The 23873-nt window shown below is 45.6% G+C and carries 25 protein-coding genes and 1 other RNA gene; 19 read left to right on the top strand and 7 right to left on the bottom strand.

Annotated features, from left to right (window positions below):
- Window positions 1-2: 2 nt before the first annotated feature.
- Genes ehuC through ehuA form a run of 3 tightly spaced genes read left to right on the top strand, consistent with a single transcriptional unit; the run spans window position 3 to window position 2148 of the window.
- Window positions 3-662 (top strand): ectoine/hydroxyectoine ABC transporter permease subunit EhuC, encoded by a 660-nt coding sequence (ehuC, locus tag SporoP37_RS05265; RefSeq protein WP_085430445.1) that lies wholly within the window; start codon window positions 3-5, stop codon window positions 660-662.
- Entirely contained in the window at window positions 662-1345 is a 684-nt protein-coding gene (gene ehuD / locus SporoP37_RS05260) for an ectoine/hydroxyectoine ABC transporter permease subunit EhuD (protein WP_081242688.1), read from the top strand. Before ehuC ends, ehuD begins: the two co-directional genes overlap by 1 nt.
- 26 nt (window positions 1346-1371) lie before the next feature.
- A complete protein-coding gene (ehuA, locus tag SporoP37_RS05255; protein WP_081242687.1) occupies window positions 1372-2148 on the top strand; it encodes an ectoine/hydroxyectoine ABC transporter ATP-binding protein EhuA in 777 nt (258 codons plus the stop codon).
- Between the two features lie 211 nt (window positions 2149-2359).
- Here ehuA and SporoP37_RS05250 read toward each other — a convergent pair whose 3' ends face one another.
- Complete coding sequence (locus SporoP37_RS05250) at window positions 2360-2581, bottom strand: hypothetical protein (RefSeq protein ID WP_231293303.1); 222 nt, start codon at window positions 2579-2581, stop codon at window positions 2360-2362.
- 208 nt (window positions 2582-2789) lie between these two features.
- Here SporoP37_RS05250 and arr point away from each other — a divergent pair, with 208 nt between their 5' ends.
- Window positions 2790-3206 carry an NAD(+)--rifampin ADP-ribosyltransferase gene (gene arr, locus SporoP37_RS05245; RefSeq protein ID WP_081242686.1) on the top strand — a complete coding sequence of 139 codons (417 nt, stop codon included), beginning with the start codon at window positions 2790-2792 and terminating at the stop codon, window positions 3204-3206.
- Window positions 3207-3902: 696 nt separating this feature from the next.
- On the opposite strand, the gene SporoP37_RS05235 is transcribed toward arr, so the two are convergent.
- From SporoP37_RS05235 to SporoP37_RS05215, 5 genes are all read right to left on the bottom strand, one after another.
- Window positions 3903-5195 (bottom strand): arsenic transporter, encoded by a 1293-nt coding sequence (locus tag SporoP37_RS05235; protein ID WP_085430444.1) that lies wholly within the window; start codon window positions 5193-5195, stop codon window positions 3903-3905.
- Entirely contained in the window at window positions 5186-5500 is a 315-nt protein-coding gene (locus SporoP37_RS05230; RefSeq protein ID WP_081242683.1) for an ArsR/SmtB family transcription factor, read from the bottom strand. The genes SporoP37_RS05235 and SporoP37_RS05230 overlap by 10 nt, the downstream gene beginning before the upstream one ends.
- 134 nt (window positions 5501-5634) lie before the next feature.
- Entirely contained in the window at window positions 5635-6612 is a 978-nt protein-coding gene (locus SporoP37_RS05225) for a metal ABC transporter solute-binding protein, Zn/Mn family (RefSeq protein WP_196796859.1), read from the bottom strand.
- 70 nt (window positions 6613-6682) lie between these two features.
- Entirely contained in the window at window positions 6683-7543 is an 861-nt protein-coding gene (locus SporoP37_RS05220; protein ID WP_085430443.1) for a metal ABC transporter permease, read from the bottom strand.
- Entirely contained in the window at window positions 7543-8283 is a 741-nt protein-coding gene (locus SporoP37_RS05215) for a metal ABC transporter ATP-binding protein (RefSeq protein ID WP_085430442.1), read from the bottom strand. The genes SporoP37_RS05220 and SporoP37_RS05215 overlap by 1 nt, the downstream gene beginning before the upstream one ends.
- Window positions 8284-8707: 424 nt before the next feature.
- On the opposite strand from SporoP37_RS05215, the gene SporoP37_RS05210 reads away from it, so the two are divergent.
- The 15 genes from SporoP37_RS05210 to SporoP37_RS05140 all read left to right on the top strand — a co-directional run bounded on the left by SporoP37_RS05210 (window position 8708) and on the right by SporoP37_RS05140 (window position 23016).
- Window positions 8708-9286 carry a LemA family protein gene (locus SporoP37_RS05210; protein WP_081242680.1) on the top strand — a complete coding sequence of 193 codons (579 nt, stop codon included), beginning with the start codon at window positions 8708-8710 and terminating at the stop codon, window positions 9284-9286.
- Complete coding sequence (locus tag SporoP37_RS05205) at window positions 9283-10071, top strand: TPM domain-containing protein (protein ID WP_085430441.1); 789 nt, start codon at window positions 9283-9285, stop codon at window positions 10069-10071. Before SporoP37_RS05210 ends, SporoP37_RS05205 begins: the two co-directional genes overlap by 4 nt.
- Before the next feature lie 153 nt (window positions 10072-10224).
- On the top strand, window positions 10225-10458 hold the full coding sequence (locus SporoP37_RS05200) for a glutaredoxin family protein (RefSeq protein ID WP_085430440.1): 234 nt from the start codon (window positions 10225-10227) through the stop codon (window positions 10456-10458).
- A 127-nt stretch (window positions 10459-10585) separates the two neighbouring features.
- Complete coding sequence (locus SporoP37_RS05195; RefSeq protein ID WP_085430439.1) at window positions 10586-11620, top strand: sugar-binding transcriptional regulator; 1035 nt, start codon at window positions 10586-10588, stop codon at window positions 11618-11620.
- A gap of 48 nt (window positions 11621-11668) precedes the next feature.
- The gene (gene gap / locus SporoP37_RS05190) at window positions 11669-12676 is read left to right on the top strand and encodes a type I glyceraldehyde-3-phosphate dehydrogenase (RefSeq protein WP_085430438.1); all 1008 of its coding nucleotides are present in this window, start codon (window positions 11669-11671) and stop codon (window positions 12674-12676) included.
- A gap of 134 nt (window positions 12677-12810) precedes the next feature.
- Window positions 12811-13998 (top strand): phosphoglycerate kinase, encoded by a 1188-nt coding sequence (locus SporoP37_RS05185; RefSeq protein WP_081242675.1) that lies wholly within the window; start codon window positions 12811-12813, stop codon window positions 13996-13998.
- Between the two features lie 12 nt (window positions 13999-14010).
- Window positions 14011-14775: a triose-phosphate isomerase gene (tpiA, locus tag SporoP37_RS05180; RefSeq protein WP_085430437.1), complete on the top strand. Its 765-nt coding sequence runs from the start codon at window positions 14011-14013 to the stop codon at window positions 14773-14775.
- The gene (gene gpmI / locus SporoP37_RS05175) at window positions 14765-16291 is read left to right on the top strand and encodes a 2,3-bisphosphoglycerate-independent phosphoglycerate mutase (protein WP_085430436.1); all 1527 of its coding nucleotides are present in this window, start codon (window positions 14765-14767) and stop codon (window positions 16289-16291) included. Before tpiA ends, gpmI begins: the two co-directional genes overlap by 11 nt.
- A gap of 12 nt (window positions 16292-16303) precedes the next feature.
- Complete coding sequence (gene eno / locus SporoP37_RS05170) at window positions 16304-17599, top strand: phosphopyruvate hydratase (RefSeq protein WP_081242672.1); 1296 nt, start codon at window positions 16304-16306, stop codon at window positions 17597-17599.
- A 109-nt stretch (window positions 17600-17708) separates the two neighbouring features.
- Entirely contained in the window at window positions 17709-17936 is a 228-nt protein-coding gene (gene secG, locus SporoP37_RS05165; protein ID WP_009498255.1) for a preprotein translocase subunit SecG, read from the top strand.
- Window positions 17937-17997: 61 nt separating this feature from the next.
- A complete protein-coding gene (locus SporoP37_RS05160) occupies window positions 17998-18744 on the top strand; it encodes an alpha/beta hydrolase (protein ID WP_085430435.1) in 747 nt (248 codons plus the stop codon).
- A gap of 48 nt (window positions 18745-18792) precedes the next feature.
- A complete protein-coding gene (rnr, locus tag SporoP37_RS05155) occupies window positions 18793-21150 on the top strand; it encodes a ribonuclease R (protein ID WP_085430434.1) in 2358 nt (785 codons plus the stop codon).
- Between the two features lie 44 nt (window positions 21151-21194).
- Window positions 21195-21662: an SsrA-binding protein SmpB gene (smpB, locus tag SporoP37_RS05150; protein ID WP_085430433.1), complete on the top strand. Its 468-nt coding sequence runs from the start codon at window positions 21195-21197 to the stop codon at window positions 21660-21662.
- Between the two features lie 90 nt (window positions 21663-21752).
- Window positions 21753-22112: a transfer-messenger RNA gene (ssrA, locus tag SporoP37_RS05145) on the top strand.
- 331 nt (window positions 22113-22443) lie between these two features.
- Entirely contained in the window at window positions 22444-23016 is a 573-nt protein-coding gene (locus SporoP37_RS05140) for a hypothetical protein (RefSeq protein ID WP_085430432.1), read from the top strand.
- A 227-nt stretch (window positions 23017-23243) separates the two neighbouring features.
- Here the strand turns inward: SporoP37_RS05140 and resA are convergent, their stop codons facing one another.
- Window positions 23244-23780, bottom strand: coding sequence for a thiol-disulfide oxidoreductase ResA (gene resA / locus SporoP37_RS05135; RefSeq protein WP_085430431.1), 537 nt, complete (start codon window positions 23778-23780; stop codon window positions 23244-23246).
- Between the last annotated feature and the right edge of the window lie 93 nt (window positions 23781-23873).

Genomic DNA, 23873 nt, shown 5'->3' with positions numbered 1-23873 from the left:
TTGTGAGTTCCTTACCCGATATTTTTTCCGCTGTCGTACAAGGGTTAGGCATTACGCTGCAAGTACTGATACTGTCGATTATTTGTGCAAGTATTATCGCATTCGTCGCAGGTCTGTCGCGTGTCAATACGAATCCTCTCGTGAGAGGATTCACAGGTTTTTATGTAGAAATTTTTCGGGGAACTTCACTGATTGTACAGCTGTTTTGGTTCTCCTACGCGCTGCCGGGATTATTTAATATCCACCTGGGAAGCGATGTATGGGTAGCAGTGCTGGCGATCTCTCTGAACTACGGAGCATACATGTCTGAAATTGTGCGCGGATCGATACAGGCAGTGGCGGCAGGACAGACGGAAGCATCTATTGCTTTGAATCTGTCAAAATTTCAGCGTATGCGCCATATTATCCTTCCTCAAGCACTGCGCATGATGCTTCCTGAATACGGCAATTACTTAATTCAAATATTAAAAGCAACATCATTGGTATCGTTAATCGGACTGACCGATTTACTGTACTACGGGAATATTTACAGAAGTACGCATTTGTCGGAATCTCCGCTTGTGTACGTCCTTCTTCTCGTGATGTACTTTATTATTGCGTTGCCATTGATTTTCTTCACGAGAAAAATGGAAATCGTATCGAAGAAAGGAGTGGCTAGCTGATGACTTGGAGTTGGGACGTATTTTTTTCCGTTATTCCACTGATTTTTAAAGGGCTATGGATTACACTCGGTTTGACGCTGGCTTGCTATTTATTCGCTGCGGTCTTTGGCTTTGTCTGGGTATTTTTGAACCGCCTGCCTTGGCGTCCGGTGCGCTGGCTGTTTGGCTGGATAGCGGAATTTATCCGGTCGACACCGCCGCTTGTACAGTTATTTTTCATTTACTATGCATGGCCGATGATGCCTGTCGTGGGGGTATCCCTTAATCCATTCGTGGCTGCTATTTTAGGGCTTGGCATTCATTTCAGCACGTATATGTCTGAAGTGTATCGTTCAGGAATTGAGTCTGTTGATAAAGGCCAGTGGGAAGCATCGACTGCACTGAACCTGTCGACACGCCAGAAATGGACGAAGATTATTCTGCCGCAGGCGATTCCTCCGACCATCCCGATGCTCGGAAATTACTTGATCATCATGTTCAAAGAAGTGCCGTTAGCTTCGACAATCGGTGTGGTAGCTATGCTTCACATCGCCAATGACTACGGTGCACAATATTACAAATACGTAGAGCCGTTAACGGTAGTGGCATTGTTCTTCCTATTGCTGAGCTACCCGTCTGCGTTATTAATCAATAAATTAGAGAAGAAATATAATCGTCGGTTCGACAAAAAAACGTTAGCGTAAGCAATTGAGAAGAAGGAGAGGATCAGATCGTGGAACCGATTGTACAATATAAAGACGTACACAAATCATTCGGAAAAACGGAAGTCTTGAAAGGGATTGACCTGGATATCAGGCCGTCTGAAAAAGTGGCGCTGATCGGGCCGAGTGGTTCCGGAAAGACGACGATCATCCGGATGCTGATGACACTCGAAGAGCCTACATCAGGTGCCATCGAAGTGAATGGAAAAAATTTGTGGATGATGCAGAAGAAAGGCGAATGGGTGACGGCAGATGAAAAGCATTTGCGTTCTATCCGCGGCGATATCGGAATGGTATTCCAGCATTTCAATCTGTTCCCGCATATGACGATTCTTGAAAACTGTATGCTGGCTCCTGTCATCGTCAAGAATGAAAGTAAAGCAAAAGTGAAGGAGACCGCAGTCGAAATGCTGGAGAAAGTCGGTCTCGGGGATAAAATCGGGCTGTTCCCTGCACAGCTGTCAGGCGGTCAGAAGCAGCGTGTCGCAATGGCGCGTGCATTGATGATGAGGCCGCAAGTCATGCTGTTTGACGAGGTTACATCCGCACTGGATCCCGAACTTGTCGGGGAAGTGCTAGAAGTGATTCGTGATCTAGCAAAAGAAGGCGAGATGGCGATGATTCTTGTGACACATGAGATGGACTTCGCGCTCGATATTGCGGATCGTGTTGTGTTCTTGAATGAAGGCGTGATTGAGGAAGAGGGGCCGCCGTCTGAAATTTTGCTGAATCCCCATAGCGAACGCTTGCAGGACTTTTTGGGACGCTTTACGAATAATCGATGAGAGAATAACAAGAGGATGTCCTTTGTAATACTGACGGGTTTGACAGAGGGGGTGGAAAGCGGCAATACCTGCGAATAAGTATATGTACTATATATGAATTAATAATGAAAATAGCAAAAAACGCGCAGACTTGTTATGTCTGTGCGTTTTATATTGACCGTAAGCAGTAATATATATCTACTGTAAATCGCACCCGTTTATAGGACAAACGTTATTGATAGGTACCAGGTTCGTCTATAACGATACTCCCCGATACATTAAGCTTATCCCAGATCCATGCTTTATAAATTCGATTTATTTCAATTTCTAATTCTTTTTCATCCAAGCTTTCATCAATCTCTAATTCGTCAAACGTAAATGTCTCCTTGGCCTCAGTACCTGCAAATGCACTGCTGGTAAATGAAAAGGTTATTGTTTTGACCAGATCGCTCAACTCCCACTAATCATTTCTTTATCTGAATTTGCCCTCTAGCGGCCTAACCCTTATTTTAGGATCGCGCCCGATTGATTACTAGTTCTTTTTTAACACAAAACCTCTCTCCTAAAATTATATCGTTATTTTCAACTTATTTATAGACTGTTTTTTTATTTTTTGGGCATTATACTTATATATCAATCTCAAAAATATAGGGGGTATAAGAATGGAAGACAAAAAAGATGTATTAGATAAAGGTCCTTTTTTTCACGGTACTAAAGCGGAACTAAACATTGGTGATTTATTAGAACCGCAGCACTTATCAAATTACCAAGATAAAAAAGCTAACTATATATACTTTACCGCAACACTAGAAGCTGCCAAATGGGGGGCTGAATTAGCAAGAGGTAAGGCAAATGAAAAAATTTATATTGTAGAACCACTAGGTGAATTTGAAAATGACCCGAATGTAACTGACAAAAGATTTCCGGGAAATCCGACACGCTCGTATAGGTCAAAGTCTCCTTTGAAAATAGTAGCTGAATTAGGTTTATGGGAAAGACATTCCAACGAGGAAATAAATAATATGCTGGAGTCTTTGAAGAAGTTAACTGAAGAAGGTAAAAATGTGATTTACGATTAATCCTTAAAAGACTCCCATATAAGTGGGAGTCCGCAATTTTTCGATCAAGTTATTTTGAATCCGGCTCTTTAATAGCGTAATCGTTATTCAATAATTGCGCCCAGTTAGTCAGGTAGTAGTTTGGAACCGTTGATCTGCGCTGCAGCCGGACTTAGTGTACATAAGACAGTTTGATAGCCCTCTGCAAGTAGTGAAAGCCGAGTAGACTTGTCTGATACAATGCGTCCGTTTTTGAAGTTAGAAAGCGGTAATTTTTTAGCTACTATAACTATTTCGATGAACTGAATGGAGAAAAAAATCGCTTTGTTGTCCATTCAGTCAGGCAATTCATAGCTCCACCCACACCGCGCAGATAGAGTCACTTACCATACTCCAATTTCTGGACGAACACTGACTGACCTGCGGACACAAACTCAAGGATTCTCCCGGAAGAACCGGCGACTCCTGGAGGATCAGGGTGACAGGCGTAATCGCCAACGCAATTCTGGCGAGTCCGCCGCGCCCCCTCAGGAAAGCGTCCGGTTCTGCAGGGAGAATCCTAAACCATACACTATCTTTACAACGACTTGTCAAGAGCATCTCATTTCCAATAACCAATTTCTTTGGATAGTCTACAAGCTTGTTATTTTCTGTATGTTTGACCATCTGGCCCAATTATTTAATAAGCCGTCCTCACGTCAATACCAGCCTGCCATATTACAGTACTGTCAGCCACCACCATAACCCGGTCAGTGTAATTAATAACGTCGGCACGGTGAGGATGACTCCTACTTTGAAATAATAGCCCCAAGAAATCCTCACACCTTTTAATGACAGCACGTGGAGCCACAGCAGTGTGGCGAGTGAGCCGATCGGTGTCATCTTTGGACCGAGGTCTGAGCCGATGATGTTGGCGTAAATTAAAGCTTCTCGTACATCAGGCGGAACCACCGCATCCTGTATCGCCAGCGCGTCAATCATGACGGTCGGCATATTATTCATAATGGAAGATAAAACAGCCGCGATGAAGCCCATGCCGATCGTAGCTGCATACAGTCCGTGACTCGATGTCCACTCGATTAATCCGGCCAGAGCGGATGTCAGCCCAGCGTTGCGCAGCCCATACACCACTACATACATTCCAATAGAGAAAAACACGACAGCCCACGGTGCGCCTTTGATTACTGTTTTGGTTTGCACTGCATCGCTTGTCCGCGCAATCAGCAAAAACACAATCGCAACGGATCCCGCGATGAATGAAACGGGCAGAGCAAGCGATTCACTGATGAAATAGCCGGTCAGCAGGACACCGAGCACAACCCAGGAAATCCGGAACATGCGATGATCGCGAATGGCGCTGGCAGGCTTCTGCAATAATTTTTCATCAAATCGTTTTGGGATGGACTTGCGGAAATAAATATACAGCACAAGAATACTTGCGCCAAGACTGAAGAAGTTCGGTATGATCATCCGGCTCGCGTATTCTGCGAAACCAATGCCGAAAAAGTCTGCAGATACGATGTTCACCAGATTACTGACGACGAGCGGAAGGGAGGTCGTATCCGCAATAAAGCCTGATGCCATAACGAAAGGCAGAATCATCTTTTCTTTAAAATCGAGCGCACGCACCATGGCGAGCACGATCGGCGTCAGAATCAGAGCTGCACCGTCGTTCGCAAATAAAGCCGATACACTTGCGCCGAGCAAGATGACAAGCAGAAACATCCGCACGCCGCTCCCTTTGGCAAAACGCGCCATATGTAAGGCAGACCATTCGAAAAATCCGATCTCATCCAAAATTAAAGAAATGATAATGAGGGCAACAAATGTCAATGTGGCATTCCATACAATCGATGTCACATCGATTACATCCGTGAAGCTGACGACGCCTGCGAGCAACGCAAGAATCGCCCCGGCAATTGCGGACCAGCCGATTGATAATCCGCGCGGCTGCCAAATAACGAACACCAGAGTCAGGAGGAAGATGATGAAAGCGAGTATTATTTGCATGCGTTTTCCTCCCGGCTCTCTTCAGCTGCAGGCACCGGCAGCAGCTTCAGTAATTCCAGCAGCAGACCATGGTGGGCGTGGTGCGTATTCAGCGACCAGTATACCCAGCGTCCGCGCCGTTCATCGTGCACAACACCGTCTTTCTTCAGTCTGTGCATATGCTGACTGACTGCCGGCTGCGAGACATCAAGTAATAAGTTCAAGTCGCAAATGCATAACGGCCCCCGTTCAAGAGCCTTCAGCAGCTGCAATCTGGATTTGTCGCCAATAGTTTTTAAATAGCGTTCCATCTGTTCAGAATTCATAGAACTCTCCTTTATTAAGTAATATAATTATTATATAAGTGAAGACTTATATACACAATGGCTTTTTCAAATAAAAAAGGAAAGCCGCAGGGGAGTGCGGCTTTCCTTTTTGTTCAGCTGGTTGACTGAAGTGTTTATCGTTCTTTACTTAATTCGTCATGGATTAGGTTCATGTTGTAGGTCAAATACTTCACATACGTATCGACCTCGTCACCGGGATTACCGATTTCATCAGAGTAGATCGGCTTTTCCGCAATCGGAACACCAGTCTCTGCAGAAACAGTTTCCATTGGACGGGTGTCCACGTTGGATTCTACGAACAAGACAGGAACTTTATGTTCTTTAATGTAATGAATGAGTTCTTTAATCTGCTTAGGTGAACCGTTCTCTTCTGTGTCAATTTCCCAGATGAATGCTTCTTTTAGGCCGTAATGGTCATTCAAGTATTGGAAAGCACGTTCACTGGTAACGAGCACACGGTTTTCTTCTGGTACAGTTGCGATACGTTCGGCGAATTCATCGTCAAGTTCCTGCAGACGCTGAACATAGGTATCGCCTTGCTCTCGGATTTTGTCGGCGTTCGCCGGGTGTTTTTCAATCAAAGCGTCGCGCATAGCTTCGGCCATTTTCACACCGACAGCCGGATCGATAAATGCGTGCGGATTGATTTCTTCCTCTCGGCCGTCTTCACTGCCGAGATACATCGGTTCAACTTCTTCTGTCAAACTGTAGATGTTTTCATCTTTCTGGCCGACGGAGTCCATCATTTTGAAGAACCATCCTTTTTCTCCGCCTTCCAAGTTCAGTCCGTTATAGAATAATACGTCAGCGTCAGTCGCTGCTTTGATATCATTCGGCAATGGCTCATATTCGTGAGGGTCTGTTCCAGTCGGCACCAAATTGTAGACCTCTACATAGTCTCCGCCGATTTCACGTGCCATGTCCGCAATGATAGTAAACGATGTAACGACCTTCAGTTTGTCGCCAGCCTCTGCTGCCTTGTCTCCGTCATCCGCACCTTCTGTCTTTTTGCCTTCATCATCATTGCCGCACGCTGCCAGCATAAAGACAGCGAGCAAAGACAATGTCAGCCATTTTGCTAAATTTTTCATGTTATGAATACTACTCCTTTGTGGATAATGAATGTATATTTCCGCCGTGGCGGTTAATTCTGTAGGTAACTTATCTGGCAATTGCCTTGCGTTTAGATTTTGAACGAAACTTGCTGACAATGACCCCTTGCTTAGGGGAGAACAGAAATGCCAGAATGAAAATCGCTGTCGTTGCCAATGCAATAACAGGCCCTGATGGCATATTGTACAAGAAACTGAAATACAGTCCGATGACAGAAGATACCGCACCGAAACATGCGGCGAGCACCACCATGACCGATAAGCGGTTCGTTAACAGGTAGGCGGTGGAAGCTGGTGTAATCAATAAAGAGACAACCAAAATAACACCGACCGTCTGTAATGAAGCGACTGTAACTAAAGTCAGTAAAAACATAATGGCATAGTGAATCAAACGCGTCTTCAAGCCGTAAGCTGCCGCCATCGTTTCATCAAAACTGGAAACGAGAAGCTCTTTAAAGAATAGAACGACAACCAAGATGACGATGGCTCCTATAATTAATGTCACCCACATATCGGAACTGCGGACAGACAATACGTTACCGAATAAAATTTGCGTTAAGTCCGTGGCACTTTTTGCCCGTGTAATTAAAATAATTCCAAGTGCGAATGCTGCGGAAAAGACGATTCCGATAGAGGAGTCATTTTTGATGCGGCTGTTTTGAGAAATCGCGCCAATACCGAATGCTGTCAGCACACCTGTCAGTACCGCACCATAGAAATAGTTAATGCCGAGCATATAGGAAATAGCCACACCCGGAAGCACCGCATGGGAAATTGCGTCTCCCATTAAAGCCATGCCGCGAAGTACGATGAAACTGCCGATGACTCCGCAAATGATACCGACCATAACCGACGTAATCAGAGCTTTCTGCAGAAAACCGTACGTCATGATGTCTTGAATAAATTCCATTACGGTGTGACCCCCAAACCATCAAGCATAAATTCCCGGTTGTATGCTTTCGTCATATTATCTGACTGGAATACTTCGTTGACAGGGCCGGCGTCGATCAGCTCTTTGTTGATAAGAATCAGTCCATCAAAGTAACTTTTCACTTTGGATAAGTCATGGTGAACGACGAAAATAATTTTGCCGGCAGCCTGCAGTTCGCGCAGAATCCCGATGATAATTTCTTCACTGGAAACGTCGATCCCTACAAATGGTTCATCCAGGAAAAAGTAATCGGCATTTTGAGCCAGTGCGCGCGCAAGGAATACACGCTGCTGCTGCCCGCCGGATAATTCACCGATTTGGCGGTTCGCGAAACTTTCCATGCCTACCTGTTTCAGACATTCCATTGCCCATTCCTTATCCGCTTTGCGCGGACGTCTGAATAAACCTGTCTTCGGATACGTCCCAAGCAACACCGTGTCTTTTACGATGATAGGGAAGTTCCAGTCGATATTGGAACGCTGCGGAACGTATGCGATCTGTTTACGCATAGAATCGACCGGCTTACTGCCGATTTTCACATCTCCGTGATCTTTATGGATTAAGCCGAGCATCGCCTTCATTAAAGTCGATTTGCCGGCGCCGTTTGGACCGAGCACTCCGATCAGGCTGCCGGGACCGAATGAAAACGATACGTCTTTTACTACTTCATCGCCGTCATATGAAACGGAAATATTGTTAACCGTTATCGGTGAAATCATCAGGTTTCCTCCTTTTTTCTTTCCCTCGTGCAACTTTATGGTAAAAGGAAAATAGTATTTATCTTACATATTAATCAGTATAGTTTTTTAATGTTAGTGTAAATATAAAACATTAGTTTCCCTCACGCAACTCTAACGCATGATTCGCAGTAAAATTGTTTCCTTCACGCAACTTTATTAGTATAGCTCACTCAAAATAATCTGTAAAGCATGGAATGAAAAATATTCTTAAAGACGGATTGGCTGGGTTTTTTCGGTTGAGGAATCATATTATTCGTATAGTATGCTTATATATAGGAAGTGAACTGGTTGATCACCCACCTGTTTCCAAAAACTCTGTATGGAATATATCCTTGCCGGAAGTTTGGCGAGTGAAAGAAGAAGGGTAAGTACATACTAATGAGAGAGAAAGGAGCAGTGGTCCATGAAGAGAATAGCAGGCCCGCTTATAGGAGTTATCGTGTTAGTGGTCATTGCGGCGATAATGATCGTTCCTTCGTACAATAAGTTAGTCAATTTGGAAGAGGACGTCGATCAGTCGTATGCGCAGATCGAAACGCAATTACAGCGAAGAGTGGACTTAATTCCAAACTTAGTAAATACAGTGAAAGGGTACGCCTCACATGAGAAAGAAGTGCTGGAGAACATTGCAGAAGCCCGCAGCAAGATGGCAGGTGCGAAAGGCCCTGAAGAACAGGCAGCCGCAGACTCCGAGCTTTCAGGCGCATTGAGCAGGCTGCTCGTCGTTGTCGAGAACTATCCGGATTTAAAAGCCAATCAGAACTTCCAGCAGTTAATGGATGAACTCGCGGGAACGGAAAACCGCATCGCAGTTGCGCGAAAAGATTATAATGACGTAGTTTCCGTTTTCAATCGGAAAGTCAAACGATTCCCGGGAAAAATTATCGCTTCTATCTTTGGATTTGACGAAAAAGAATACTTCAAAGCGGTCGAAGGGGCGCAACAACCGCCATCAGTCGATTTCGGGGATGACGTGAAGTGATTAACCGCTTCTGCATGTTCATTATCGCAGCGCTGGTTGCCCTTACCGGTACTGCGACAGTTCATGCGATTACAGAAGTAGTAGTAGATGACGCGGAAATTTTATCACCCGCACAGGAAGCAGAAATACGCGAGTACGGTATCCGTCTGCAGGCAGCAACCAAGGCAGAACTCGCTGTCCGTACAGTATATTCATTGGAAGGCGAGCCTGTTGAAGAGTACGCACTTCGCACGCTGCGTGAATTGCAGTTAGGCGATAAAGACATGGATAATGGCGCGCTGCTGGTCGTCTCGACTGAAAAAGACGAGGCAGCCGGCATCAAGCGCGAATTCTATCTCGCTACCGGCTACGGACTCGAAGGCGCGCTTCCCGACGGCAAGGTGGGACGATTCATAGACGAACTGGCCATGCCTTATCTTCGCGATGAGCAGCCGGATCTCGCGATTATGGAAGTCTATAAAGCCTTCTATAATGAAATCGCAGCAGAGTACGGGCTTGAAGGCGATGAATTGCCGGTCACGTACCCTGAGCAAGGCGGCGAAGACATAGGCACTCCATCATTCTTCGTCATTATCGTTATTCTCTACATTCTCTTCCGCATCTTTTTCGGCGGGGGAGGAAGAGGCGGCCGCGGCGGTCCGGGCGGCCGGTCAGGCGGCGGACCTATATTCTTCCCAGGCCCCGGCGGCGGTGGTTTTGGCGGCGGAAACAGAGGTGGAGGAGGTTTTGGCGGCTTCGGCGGCGGCGGATCCGGCGGTGGCGGCGGCGCAGGCAGAAGCTGGTAATAGTTTGATGTGCGTGAAGCGGCGATGACTCGAGTTGGTGAGTTGTCGCCGCTTTTTTTGGTTGGGTTGGCGCGGCCTCAACAACCGATTGAGCGCTTCTCTAGAAATTAGCCCAATTCCGTGTAATGATAATAAAAATGAGGTGAATGACTTATGCAAATTCAGTTTTATACACGGCGGGGCTGTGAGCTGTGTGACGAAGCGGAACGGATGCTGCGGCTGGTCGCGGAGGATTATCCGCTTGAGTGGCAAACTATCAATATAGAAGAAGATGACGAAATCCATGAAAAATACATGTTGATGATCCCAGTCATTGAACAGGATGGGCAGGTATTGGCATATGGAAATATTGGCTATATAGATATTTTGGAATTAATTGAGAATTGAAAGCGCTTTCTTTATTGCGTTTTAATCTTGTGCATGCTATACTTCGTGTATAGTATTTTTTTACCCTAGGTGGGACAATAATATACAACAGGGATCAAAAACAACCCACTTGAAAAGAGTGATGTAATTGAACGTATCATTTACCGAAGCACAACTTGCACTTGTACCGGAACTTCCGCTGCTGATTGAGCAACGGTACCATATGTTGAAACTGATCAAAGCGTCCGGGCCTGTCGGCAGAAGAACATTGAGTTCCATGTCAGGGTATTCTGAGCGGGAAACACGGACAATGCTTGAACTGCTGAAAGATCAGGAATTGGTGCACATCGCAAAAGAAGGCGTGTCCGCTACAGAAAAAGGTATAGAAGTGCTCTTTGTTTTACATGATACGATGGAGGAAAAGTCGGGCAGACGGCAGCTTGCCAATAAGCTGTCAGAGCAGCTGGCGATCCGAAACGTATTTGTAGTCGAAGGTGATGCAGATCATTCCGCTTTAACAAAGAAATTACTTGGCATGCAAACCGCCAAGCAGTTTAGTACCCATGTAAAAGACGTTAAGATTGTCGCAGTAACCGGCGGCAGTTCGGTGGCTGCAGTTCCTCCATTCATGCCGACAGAAGAGCTGAAAGATGTGCTGTTCATCGCGGCAAGAGGCGGCGTAGGAGAGGAACTGGGCTTGCAGGCAAATGTAATTGCGGCTTCATTCGCAGAAACTTGCGATGCATCATATAAAGCGTTTTATTATCCTGATACACTCAGCGAAGAAGCGCATGCGGTATTCCAGCATGAGCCGGCCGCAAAAGAGATGCTGGATTTGTACAGCCAAACGGATTGCGTCATTCACGGAGTTGGAGATGCAGCGAAAATGGCCTTATTGCGAAACTCTCCTGAAGATGAACAGCAGATTCTTGCGGATCAGCAGGCAAAAGGAGAAGCATTCGGATTTTATTTCAATCAGCAAGGCGAAATTGTTCACAGAATCCGCACAGTCGGCATTCAGATGGAACAATTGCAGAATGTACCGTTAGTGTTTGCGGTAGCTGGCGGAGCGAGCAAAGCGGAAGCACTGCTGTCGTATTTGGCAAGTGCACCGTCTCAGACAATTTTAGTAACTGATGAAGGGGCAGCAGAAAAAATGCTGTCATTGATCAAGAGGATGTAATGCCCGAAAGGCAAAAAGATAATAACCACTTTAATGGAGGCGATTCAGATGACAGTAAAACTGGCGATTAATGGATTTGGACGAATTGGACGATTGGTGCTGCGTGAAGCATTTGCAAGTGAGGATATGGAAGTAGTGGCAATCAATGATTTGACGGACGCAGCGATGCTTGCTCATTTATTGAAATATGATTCCGTGCATGGTGTGTTTGACGCGGAGGTTCAATCAGATGAATCTTCCCTCATTGTTAATGGGAAAAAGATCAGCGTATTCGCGGAAAAAGATCCTGCTGATTTACCATGGAAAGACCTCGGTGTAGATATCGCAGTCGATTGTACAGGTGTCTTCCGTTCGACAGATGCATTGCAGAAGCACATCGATGCGGGCGCGAAAAAAGTGATTCTGTCTGCTCCGGCGAAAGGTGAAATGACGACGCTTGTGATGGGAGTAAATGAAGGAACGTACGATGCAGCGACTGATCACATCGTATCGAATGCTTCATGTACGACAAACTGTCTGGCGCCAGTCGTGAAAGTACTGAATGATACATTCGGCGTGAAGCGCGGTATGATGACGACGATTCACTCGTATACAAATGACCAGCGCATTTTGGATCTTCCGCACTCCGACTACAGACGTGCGCGTGCTGCAGGCGTGTCGATGATTCCGACATCCACAGGCGCGGCATCAGCGGTAACAAAAGTTATACCTGAACTAAAAGGCAAATTGGACGGAATGGCTGTGCGTGTACCGACACCAAACGTTTCACTTGTTGATTTCGTAGCGGAATTGGATAAAGAAGTAACAGTGGAAGATGTGAACGGCGCGCTGAAGAATGCGGCGGAAGGCGAATTGAAGGATCTTCTGTTCTTCAGTGAATTGCCGTTAGTATCTATTGACTACAATGGCAACACAGCCTCTTCCACAGTGGACGGTTTGTCAACAATGGTTATGGAAGGCAATATGGTGAAAGTGATTTCCTGGTACGACAATGAATCAGGATACTCCGCCCGCTGTATCGATTTAGCGCGTTATATGAGCGAACAAGGCCTATAATACGAGAATTCCATGGAAAGTGTTATAAATCGTAGCCATTCCCATGCGAACCGATTATAATGAAATAATGTGGGTGAGAGGAACGGAGAAACCCGTTCCTCTTTTTGTATTTAACTGGAGGAGGACGTAATTCAATGGGTATGAAAAAGACAATCAGAGATATTCAATTAAGCGGCCAGCGCGTATTTTGCCGTGTGGATTTCAACGTGCCGATGGAAGATGGACAGGTAACGGACGACACACGGATCAGAGCGGCTTTGCCGACAATTGAACATATGACGAAAGAAGGGGCAAAAGTCATTTTGGCCAGCCATTTGGGTCGTCCTAAAGGTGAAGTGAAAGAAGATATGCGCTTGACAAACGCGGGCGAAAAATTGTCCGAATTGCTTGGCAAGCCGGTTAAAAAACTGGATTCATCTATTGGTGAAGAAGTGGAGCAGGCAATTGCCGCAATGAAAGACGGCGACGTAATTTTGCTTGAAAACGTCCGCTTCAATCCGGGCGAAGAGACAAATGATGCAGAACTGTCCAAGCAATATGCTTCATTCGCAGATGTTTTCGTCAATGATGCATTTGGAACGGCGCACCGTGCACACGCTTCCACTGCAGGAATTGCTGAGTACATACCGGGCGTTCTCGGCTTCTTATTAGAAAAAGAACTGGATGTCCTCGGGAAAGCATTATCTCATCCTGAACGTCCTTTCACGGCAATTATCGGCGGTGCGAAAGTGAAAGACAAAATTGGCGTCATCGATAATTTATTGGACAAAGTCGACAATTTGCTGATCGGCGGCGGACTTTCGTACACATTTACGCGCGCGCAAGGATACCAAACCGGCGATTCACTAGTGGAAGAAGATAAAGTGGAACTTGCAAAGTCTTTCATCGAAAAGGCTGAGAAAAAATCAGTCAATCTGTACTTGCCTACTGATGCAGTCGTTGCAAATAAGTTTGCGGCTGATGCGGAAACGAAAACCGTTTCAGTAGAAGGCATTACAGAAGGCTGGATGGGTCTGGATATCGGGCCTGAAACAGCAGCGCGTTATAAGGAAGTCATTAAGGATTCCAAGTTTGTTATTTGGAACGGACCGATGGGTGTGTTCGAGATGGCACCTTTCGCGAACGGTACGAAGACAGTGGCAGACGCAATGGCAGAAACAGCTGCCTATACCGTCATCGGCGGGGGAGACTCTGCAGCGGCTGTCGAAAAGTTTGAAGTAGGAGACCAGATGGATCACGTATCCACTGGCGGCGGCGCTTCACTGGAATTCATGGAAGGTAAAGAATTGCCGGGAGTGGCCGTATTACAAGATAGAGAATGAGGAGGAATTCTTTTGCGTAAACGAATAATTGCAGGCAACTGGAAAATGTTCAAACTGTCCGGTGAAGCTGCGGATTTTGCAGAACACATAAAAGAAAAGCTCACAGCGTCAGATCAAGTGGAGGCAGTCATCTGCCCGCCTGCGCTGTACATTAATGACTTGCTGCAGCGCTTTGAAACGACGGGGATCAAAGTAGGCGCTCAAACAATGCATGACACAGATGAAGGCGCGTTTACGGGTGAAATCAGCCCGGCAATGCTGGAAAACCTGGGTGTAGACTACGTCATTCTCGGGCATTCTGAACGCCGTCAGTATTTCAATGAAACAGACGATACTGTAAATAAGAAAGTACTGGCCGCATTTAATCACAACCTGGTGCCGATTGTTTGTGTCGGTGAAACATTAGAACAGCGTGAAGCACACGAGACGGTTTCTATCGTGTCCGCACAAGTGAAAAAAGCATTTTCGGGTGTCACTGCTGAGCAGGCGAAGCAGGCAGTCATCGCGTACGAGCCTATCTGGGCAATCGGGACAGGCAAGACAGCAACTGCCGATGATGCCAATGAAGTATGTTCGGCGATCCGCCATAAAATCGAAACACTGTATTCGGCAGAAGCGGCAGATGCCATCCGTATTCAGTACGGCGGCAGCGTAAAGCCAGAAAACATCGCAGAATTACTTGCCAAAGATAATATCGACGGCGCATTAGTCGGCGGAGCGAGCCTGGATCCGGACGCATTTGTTCAATTAGTGGAGGCTGGAACTCATGTCGAATAAACCAGTTGCGCTCATTATTCTCGACGGCTTCGGCCTGCGGGATGAAACGTATGGCAACGCGGTGGCGCATGCTAAGATTCCGAACTTCGATTTGCTGTGGGAAAACTATCCTCATGCAACATTAACAGCTTGCGGGGAAGCGGTAGGGTTGCCTGAAGGACAAATGGGGAACTCTGAAGTTGGCCACTTGAATATAGGGGCAGGCCGCATCGTCTATCAAAGCCTGACACGAATTGATAAATCGATTCGTGACGGCGAGTTTTTTGAAAACGCTGCGCTGCTTGAGACGATGGAACATGTCAAGACAAAAAAATCTGCCCTTCACGTGATGGGACTGCTGTCTGACGGCGGCGTACACAGCCACTATGAACATTTATTCGCTTTATTGAAAATGGCGAAGGAACATGGTGTGGAACGTGTCTATTTGCATGCCTTCCTCGACGGCCGCGACGTCGGCCCGACAACTGCTATTCCGTATATTAAACGTACGGAAGATGTAATGAAGGAAATTGGCGTCGGCCAAATCGCCACGGTTTCCGGAAGATACTTTGCGATGGACCGCGATAAGCGCTGGGAACGTGTGCAAAAGACGTATGACGCCATGGTGTACGGAATCGGCCCGCATTGTGCATCAGCAGAAGAAGGAGTCAGAGCTTCTTATGCCGAAGAAATACATGATGAGTTTGTCGAGCCCTTTGTCATACAGCAGGACGGCAAGCCGGTCGCTGCGATTGAAAACGGAGATGCAGTAATCTTCTTCAATTTCCGTCCGGACCGTGCGATTCAATTGTCACGCGCTTTGACACAACCAAGCTTCGACGGCTTTGATACAGGCGTGAAAAAATTTACGGACTTACATTTTGCAGGCTTTACGCATTATAATGATGAAGTAGTTGGTGACATTGTATTCCATAATGTCAATTTGACAAAGACTATCGGCGAAGTGCTCGAAGACCACGGCAAACGCCAGCTGCGAATTGCGGAGACAGAAAAGTATCCGCACGTGACATTCTTCATGAGCGGCGGGCGCGAAGAGAAGTTCGAAGGGGAGACCCGGATTCTCATCAACTCGCCAAAAGTTGCGACGTATGATCTGCAGCCTGAAATGAGTGCCTATGAAGTGACGGACGCACTCGTTGCGGAAATCGAAGCTGAACGGCAGGATGCGATTATTCTGAACTTCGCGAACCCGGACATGGTCGGTCACAGCGGAATGCTCGAACCGACAGTCAAAGCGATAGAAACGGTCGATGAGTGTCTCGGCCGAATCATCGATGCACTATCTGCGAAAGGCGGATCAGCTATTATTACGGCGGATCACGGCAACGCGGACGAAGTCGTCACCATCGGCGGACAGCCAATGACAGCCCACACGACAAATCCTGTGCCTGTCATCGTTACGGTTCCTGACGCAGTAATGCGCACAGACGGCATACTCGCGGACCTTGCACCTACGATGTTGAAAATGTTAGGAATACCACAACCGGTTGAAATGACCGGCAAACCATTATTCTAAGGAGAGATCTTCATGCCAATCATTACCCACATTCAAGCTAGAGAAGTACTCGATTCACGAGGCAATCCAACTGTAGAGGTAGAAGTATTCACAGAAAGCGGCGCATTTGGACGTGCCATCGTACCATCCGGTGCATCTACTGGTGAGTATGAAGCGGTAGAACTTCGTGACGGTGATCAAAATCGTTACAATGGTAAAGGTGTCTTGAAAGCAGTAGATCACGTCAATGAAGTGATTGCTGACGAACTGGAAGAAAATTATTCAGTGTTAGATCAAGTCGTTATCGACAGAGCATTGATCGAACTGGACGGTACGGATAATAAAGGAAAGCTCGGAGCGAACGCGATTCTTGGTGTATCCATGGCAGTCGCACACGCAGCAGCAGATTATCTTGATGTGCCGCTTTATCAGTACTTGGGCGGATTCAACGCAAAGCAGCTGCCTGTACCGATGATGAACATCCTAAACGGCGGAGAGCACGCGGATAATAACGTCGACATTCAAGAATTCATGATTATGCCGGTAGGTGCAGAATCTTTCCGTCACGCACTTCGCATGGGAACGGAAATTTTCCACAGCCTGAAATCTGTCCTTCATGACAAAGGTTTGAACACAGCAGTCGGAGACGAAGGCGGATTTGCTCCAAACCTTGGCTCGAATGAAGAAGCATTGACAACGATCATTGAAGCGATCGAAAAAGCAGGCTATAAAGCGGGCGAGGATATCTTGCTGGCAATGGACGTTGCTTCTTCCGAGTTTTATGATAAAGACCAAAACAGTTACTACCTTGCAGGCGAAGATGTGCGCAAAACATCTGAAGAAATGGTCGCTTGGTATGAAGAGCTTTGCGAAAAATATCCAATCGTCTCCATTGAAGACGGTCTGGACGAGAACGACTGGGCTGGACATAAGCTGCTGACTGAGCGCATCGGCGACAAAGTTCAATTAGTTGGTGACGATCTGTTCGTAACGAACACAGAGAAATTATCACGCGGAATTGAAGAAGGAATCGGCAACTCCATCCTGATCAAAGTGAACCAAATCGGTACATTAACGGAAACGTTCGATGCGATTGAAATGGCGAAACGCGCTGGCTATACTGCTGTCATCTCACACCGTTCCGGTGAATCAGAAGACGTAACGATTGCAGATATCGCCGTAGCGACGAATGCCGGTCAAATCAAAACAGGCGCACCTTCACGCACAGACCGCGTGGCGAAGTACAATCAATTGCTTCGTATCGAAGATCAGTTATTTGAAACGGCACAGTACCTCGGCAAAGACACATTCTATAATTTGAATAAATAATCGTACAATAGCTGGTGAATCGGCATAATTTGTAACAAAAGGTTGTGCCGGGGCATCAGCTTTGTTAGAATAGAAATGTTGTAACTTGCTATTTTGGAGGTGGAAAAACATGCATGCCGTTTTAACAGCATCGCTTGTAGTCGTAGCTATAGCATTAATTGTAGTTGTATTATTGCAATCCGGTAAGAGTGCGGGACTGTCAGGAGCCATCTCCGGAGGGGCAGAACAACTTTTCGGAAAACAAAAAGCACGCGGATTAGACCTCGTTCTTCAGCGAACGACAATCGTCTTATCTGTTTTATTCTTTGTCTTAACCATTGCGATTATGAAAATATAAAATGCAAGCGCCTGACCAAGTTTGAACGGTCAGGCGCTTTTCGTAGAAGGGAACGAAAAACATGCGAATTGCCCAGCCGAAGCCATTTTTCTTTGAACATGGAAAACGTGCGGTATTATTATTGCATGGCTTCACAGGAACATCTGCGGACGTGCGGATGCTTGGCCGCTTCCTTGAAAAACATAATTACACGTCACTCGCACCGCATTACCGTGGCCACGGTGTGCCGCCGGAAGAGCTGATCAAAACGAACCCGGAGCAGTGGTGGGAAGATGTTTTGAGTGCATATAATAAGTTAAAAGAGGCAGGATATGAAGAGATCGCAGTTGCCGGACTGTCGCTCGGCGGGGTATTTTCATTGAAGCTGGCATCGGAATTTCCGCTTACAGGCATCGTAACGATGTGTGCACCGATGACGATGAAAACGACGGACCTTATGTGGCAAGGCGTGCTGAAATATGCGCGCGACTACAAAAAGTTCGCCGGCATGCCAAAAGAACAAATTACCGAAGAAATGAACGAGTTGAAAACGAAATCCATGCCAGGGCTCGACGGACTGCAGTCGATGGTCCAGGGCGTGCGGAAAGAAGTCAGCCATATTTATACACCGCTGCTGGTCGTTCAATCACGGCATGATGAAGTAATCGATCCGCAGTCTGCCCAAATCATTTATGATGAAGCGGAATCAACGTACAAAGAACTGCAGTGGTATGAAGAATCCGGACATGTGATTACACTCGGCCCGGAAAAAGCACAGCTTCACGAAAATGTGCTGAAATTCTTAGAATCCCTTGATTGGCAGGAGTGAAAACAGGGGAAGATATAACTGACAGGAAGAATAGGAGGAGATGATTGTTTGGATTCAAAAGAAAATGAATTACAAGAACGGATTTTTTCTTTACTAAAAGAAGAATCCTATAAGCCGTCCACTGTCCATGAGATTCAAGAAGAACTCGGTCTGGAACAGGCGGCAGAATTTAAAGAATTGGTAAAAACGCTCGTACAGCTTGAACAGAACGGAAAAGTCGTTCGCTCACGCAATAATCGCTACGGCAGCCCTGAACAAATGAATTTGCTTCGCGGTAAATTCATCGGGCACGCAAAAGGTTTCGGCTTTGTCGTACCGGAAGACGTGGAAGGTGACGATGTATTTATCCCGCCGCACGATATTAATGGTGCCATGAACGGTGATATTGTATTTGTCCGTGTATCGGGCAGTTCATTCGGTGACCGCCGCGAAGGTGCTATCACAAAAATTGTCGAACGCAAAACATCGAAAGTCGTCGGAACCTACCAGGCACATGACGGTTTTGGATTTGTTTTGCCGGATGATAAAAAACTGCCGATGGATATTTATATCGAAAAAGGTCATTCACTGGAAGCCGTAGACGGTCAAAAAGTGATCGTTGAAATTACCAACTGGCCAAACGACGAAAAGTCCGCAACAGGCATCGTGACACAAATACTCGGCCACAAAAATGATCCGGGCGTGGACATCTTGTCAATTATTCATAAGCATGGCATTGAAGTTGAATTCCCTGCAGAAGTGATGGAACACGCAAAAAGTGTGCCGACAACAGTCCAGGAAGACGATTTCGCAGGCCGCAGAGATTTGCGCAATGACTTGACGATGACGATTGACGGAGCCGACGCGAAAGACTTGGATGATGCGATTTCAGTATTCACAGAAGAAAACGGATCGTATCGCCTGTTTGTTCATATTTCAGACGTCAGCTACTATGTGACGGAGAACTCTCCGATGGACGCAGAAGCAGCAGACCGCGGCACAAGCGTTTACTTAACGGACCGCGTGATACCTATGCTGCCGCACCGTCTCTCTAACGGAATCTGTTCATTGAATCCGGGAGAAGACCGTTTAACACTGACATGTGAGATGAAAGTTGACCATAACGGAAAAGTGGTCGAACATGAAATTTATCCGAGTGTCATCAACTCGAATTATCGGATGACATACACAGACGTATATGAAATCATCGACAATAAAGATGAAGAGTTATCCGAGAAGTATAAAGAAATCGTTCCAATGCTGAACGATATGGCGAAACTGGCAGCTATACTCCGTCAGAAGCGTCAAGATCGCGGCGCAATCGATTTCGATTTCAAAGAATCGAAAATTTTGGTGGATGAAAAAGGATGGCCGACAGATGTGGTCATTGTGGAACGCACCGTGTCAGAACGCCTAATCGAGGAGTTCATGCTGATTGCCAATGAAACTGTGGCAGAGCACTTCCACTGGCTGCAAGTTCCGTTCCTGTACCGAATTCACGAAGATCCAAAAGAAGAGAAACTGCAGCGCTTCTTTGAGTTCCTGACGAATTTCGGGATCGTTGTCAAAGGTTCAGGCAACCAAGTACATCCGCGCGCATTGCAGGAAATCGTAGAATCGATTGAAGGGCTGCCGGAAGAATCTGTCATCTCCACGATGTTATTGCGTTCTATGCAGCAGGCGAAATATTATCAGGAAAGTCTCGGACACTTCGGTTTGTCGACGGAATTCTATACACATTTCACGGCACCGATCAGAAGATATCCGGACTTGATCGTGCATCGTTTAATCCGCACGTATTTATTTGAAAAAGACTTGTCCTCATCTACAATTGGACACTGGACAGCACGCCTTCCTGAAATTGCGCAGCACACGTCTGACCGCGAACGCCGTGCAGTCGATGCAGAACGTGATACGAATGCATTGAAGAAAGCACAGTTTATGGTGGATAAAGTGGGGGAAGAGTTTGAAGGTGTCGTTTCATCGGTCACGAACTTTGGTATGTTTGTAGAGCTGGAGAATACGATAGAAGGACTTGTGCATGTCCAGAACATGAACGACGACTATTATCGTTTCGACGATCGCCAAATGATGATGATCGGAGAACGCACAGCGAAACAATTCCGTATTGGAGACGAAGTGAAAGTGCGTGTTATTTCGGTGAAGCCGGAAGAGCAGGCAGTAGACTTTGAAATCGTCGGCATGAAAGAGAACTTCAGAGGCTCCCGCAAAGCATCGCCAAAAGTCATTCAGTCCGGTGCATCAGGCAAAGGAAGAAGCCAGGGAAGAGGCCAAGGCGGAAAACCGAGTGCTGGCGGCGGAGCGAAGGGTTCCAGTGACAAGCGCAATAAAAAGTACGAAAAACCAAAGAAAAAGTTTTACGAAGGTATGCCGAAGAAATCGAAAAAGCGGCCTAAGAAAAAATAAGACTGGAGCGTGTCTCCGGTCTTCTGTCAGGGGGAGGAAGTTGCATGGCCAAAGGAACCGGTAAAGTGCTCGCCGTGAATAAGAAGGCGAACCATGATTACGCAATTGAAGAAACGATTGAAGCAGGAATCGTGCTCAAAGGCACAGAAATCAAATCCATCCGCAAAGGCAAAGTCCAGCTGCGTGATGCGTTTGTTTTAATCCGTAATAACGAAGCATGGATTTCCAATATGCACATCAGTCCGTATGAGCAGGGAAACATCCACAACCATGATCCCGTCCGCGTGCGGAAACTGCTGCTGCACAAAAAGCAGATCAAGTCACTCGTTGGGACGATGAAAGAACAAGGGTATTCGATCGTACCGCTGAAGATGTATATAAAGAACGGCTTCGCCAAAGTATTGATTGGTGTAGGTAAAGGGAAGAAGCTCTATGATAAGCGCCAGGACCTGAAAGAAAAAGAGCACAAGCGCGATATGCAGCGGGCATTCAAAGCCAGACAGCAAGATTGATATTTGCACCGATTTATTATATACTATAGTTAGTTTCAAGTACGACCCGCCGTTCTAAGTGAAACGGGCCCGGGTTCCGAACTTTCCTTCGGGGACGTTACGGATTCGACAGGGGTGGTCTGGGCTTGAGCTGCGCGTCGGAGGGATCGTCTCCGTCAGAAACGACAGTTAATAATAACTGGCAAAACAAACAACAACCTAGCATTCGCAGCGTAAGCTGTTGAATCTACCTTCCGTTTCCATCGCTCATGTGGAGGCGTAAGGTTCACTTATAGTGAGCTACGATGACATCTGCATTCTGAGGATGTCATAAGAGATTCCCGGAATAGCGCACAGGACGCCCTGATTGATGGCAGAATGCTTGCGCGAAACCAAGTAGTCAATCTACACGCGTAGACGCTGAAGTAGCAGAGCCTTTGGACGTGGGTTCGACTCCCACCGTCTCCATATTGATGTATATGGGTAACCCACCAGCATTTATGTGACTTTAAGTATATCTTTGCCGCATTGGCAAGGATATACTTAATTTTATTTTTGGCAGGAATATACTTAAAAATATAATTGAACTGAGTTGGTTATGGTTAGATGTAATCTGATAAATCAATTCAGTAAAATGAGTTTGGTACAGAACATAATACATATGAGTAATGTTTGTAAAGAGAAAAATGATGATGATAAATAGTGAACCATCAACGGGTATCGCTTTTTTATGGTATAATCTGTTAATATTAAAGGGGAGATAGTGTTTATAGACAAATACCTTATACGAGGGGGTGAAAAGATGAATAATAACAGAAAGAATGCAATTATACAAACTACAGAATTTATTCAGTCAAAAGATGAGAAGGTTATACTTTTGAAAGGAACACATCAATACGAAAAACATTCATTGGTCCTAAAACTGCTTTCTGAATCTAAAGAGTTTATCACGGGCTTATATCGATCAAATTCCATGCAAAACATTGCTATGCAACTTGATCATGCAGGTTACAAAGTTAAATTAAATCAGAAATTCACATCTGGAAGATTGTATAATTTAAATGGACTGAGGATTTATTTCGATTCGTTATTTACAAGATCTACATGGAGTAATACTGCCCAGCAGTTAGACTTTGCAATAATTTATCCAATGGATTCATTCTGTAGTAGTAAAAACGATTTGAAAGAGGATTTCTTGAATGATATTTTGGTCATGAAAAAAGTAAAGAAAATATTTATCGTGACATGGACAGATATGAGGCATGATTATACCTGGTTGGCCCCGTATGTAGATAGGACTGTCGTCTTTGATGCTGACGAGGAAGATCCGGAATATCACAATCGAGTTATTAGAAGCAGCCAAAGGAATTATTGAGTTTTAAATGCGCCTGCGAAGGTGTTTTTTTATACCTAAAAATTCAGGAAAGCTCTTATGGGCGCTATGTGAAATGAGTAAGAAAAAAGGAGGACACTTAGAAATATTGATAATGTGTCCCTAAAACTAAATTGGTTAGTGTGAAGAAAGAATTCATCTGGTTTGGTGCCAGCGGACTTCTATTTAAAACGTTTGACGTCTTTGCTTTTTATATTTTCAAGTGTTTCTCAACCCGGCTTGATCTCTTCCATATATCCCTTAATATCATCTTCCGACATTTCCCCTGTAATAATTCTTACAATCTTACCTTCCGGATTTATGAGAATAGTTGTAGGAAGCGGTTTAACATTATAAGTTTGCATCACGCTTTTTGTCTTATCGATTAAAGTAGGGAAAGTCATCCCATATTGTCCAGCGAATGTACGAACTTTAAAATCAGATTCAGCGATATTGACAGCTAAAATTTGGACTCCTTGATCTTTATACACCTCGTATTGTCGCCCCATGGCAGGCATTTCCTTTTTACATGGAGCACACCAAGTCCCCCAAAAGTTAAGAAAGACTCCTTGTCCTTTATACTCTGATAGCTGATGTTCATTTCCGTCCAAATCAACAAGTGCAAAATCCAGGGCATAATCCCCGACTTTTAATACATCGAATTTCTCTTTTGCAAAACCAGTGTAAATTGTAAAGATAGTGGCTGCTGCTAGAAGGGATAATGTGATTACCCTAAAAATAAAGCGATTCCTCTTCTTGTTGCTCAATGATAAATGCTCCTTTCAAAGTCTACAAAACGGATCGTATGCTGAAATGTCTTTATAATGATTACTATACTAAAGAGTTTTGAATAAAGTGTG

Origin of the sequence: Sporosarcina sp. P37 (assembly GCF_002109365.1) — a bacterium.
GTDB lineage: Bacteria > Bacillota > Bacilli > Bacillales_A > Planococcaceae > Sporosarcina.
This window is presented reverse-complemented; position numbering and strand designations above follow the sequence as displayed.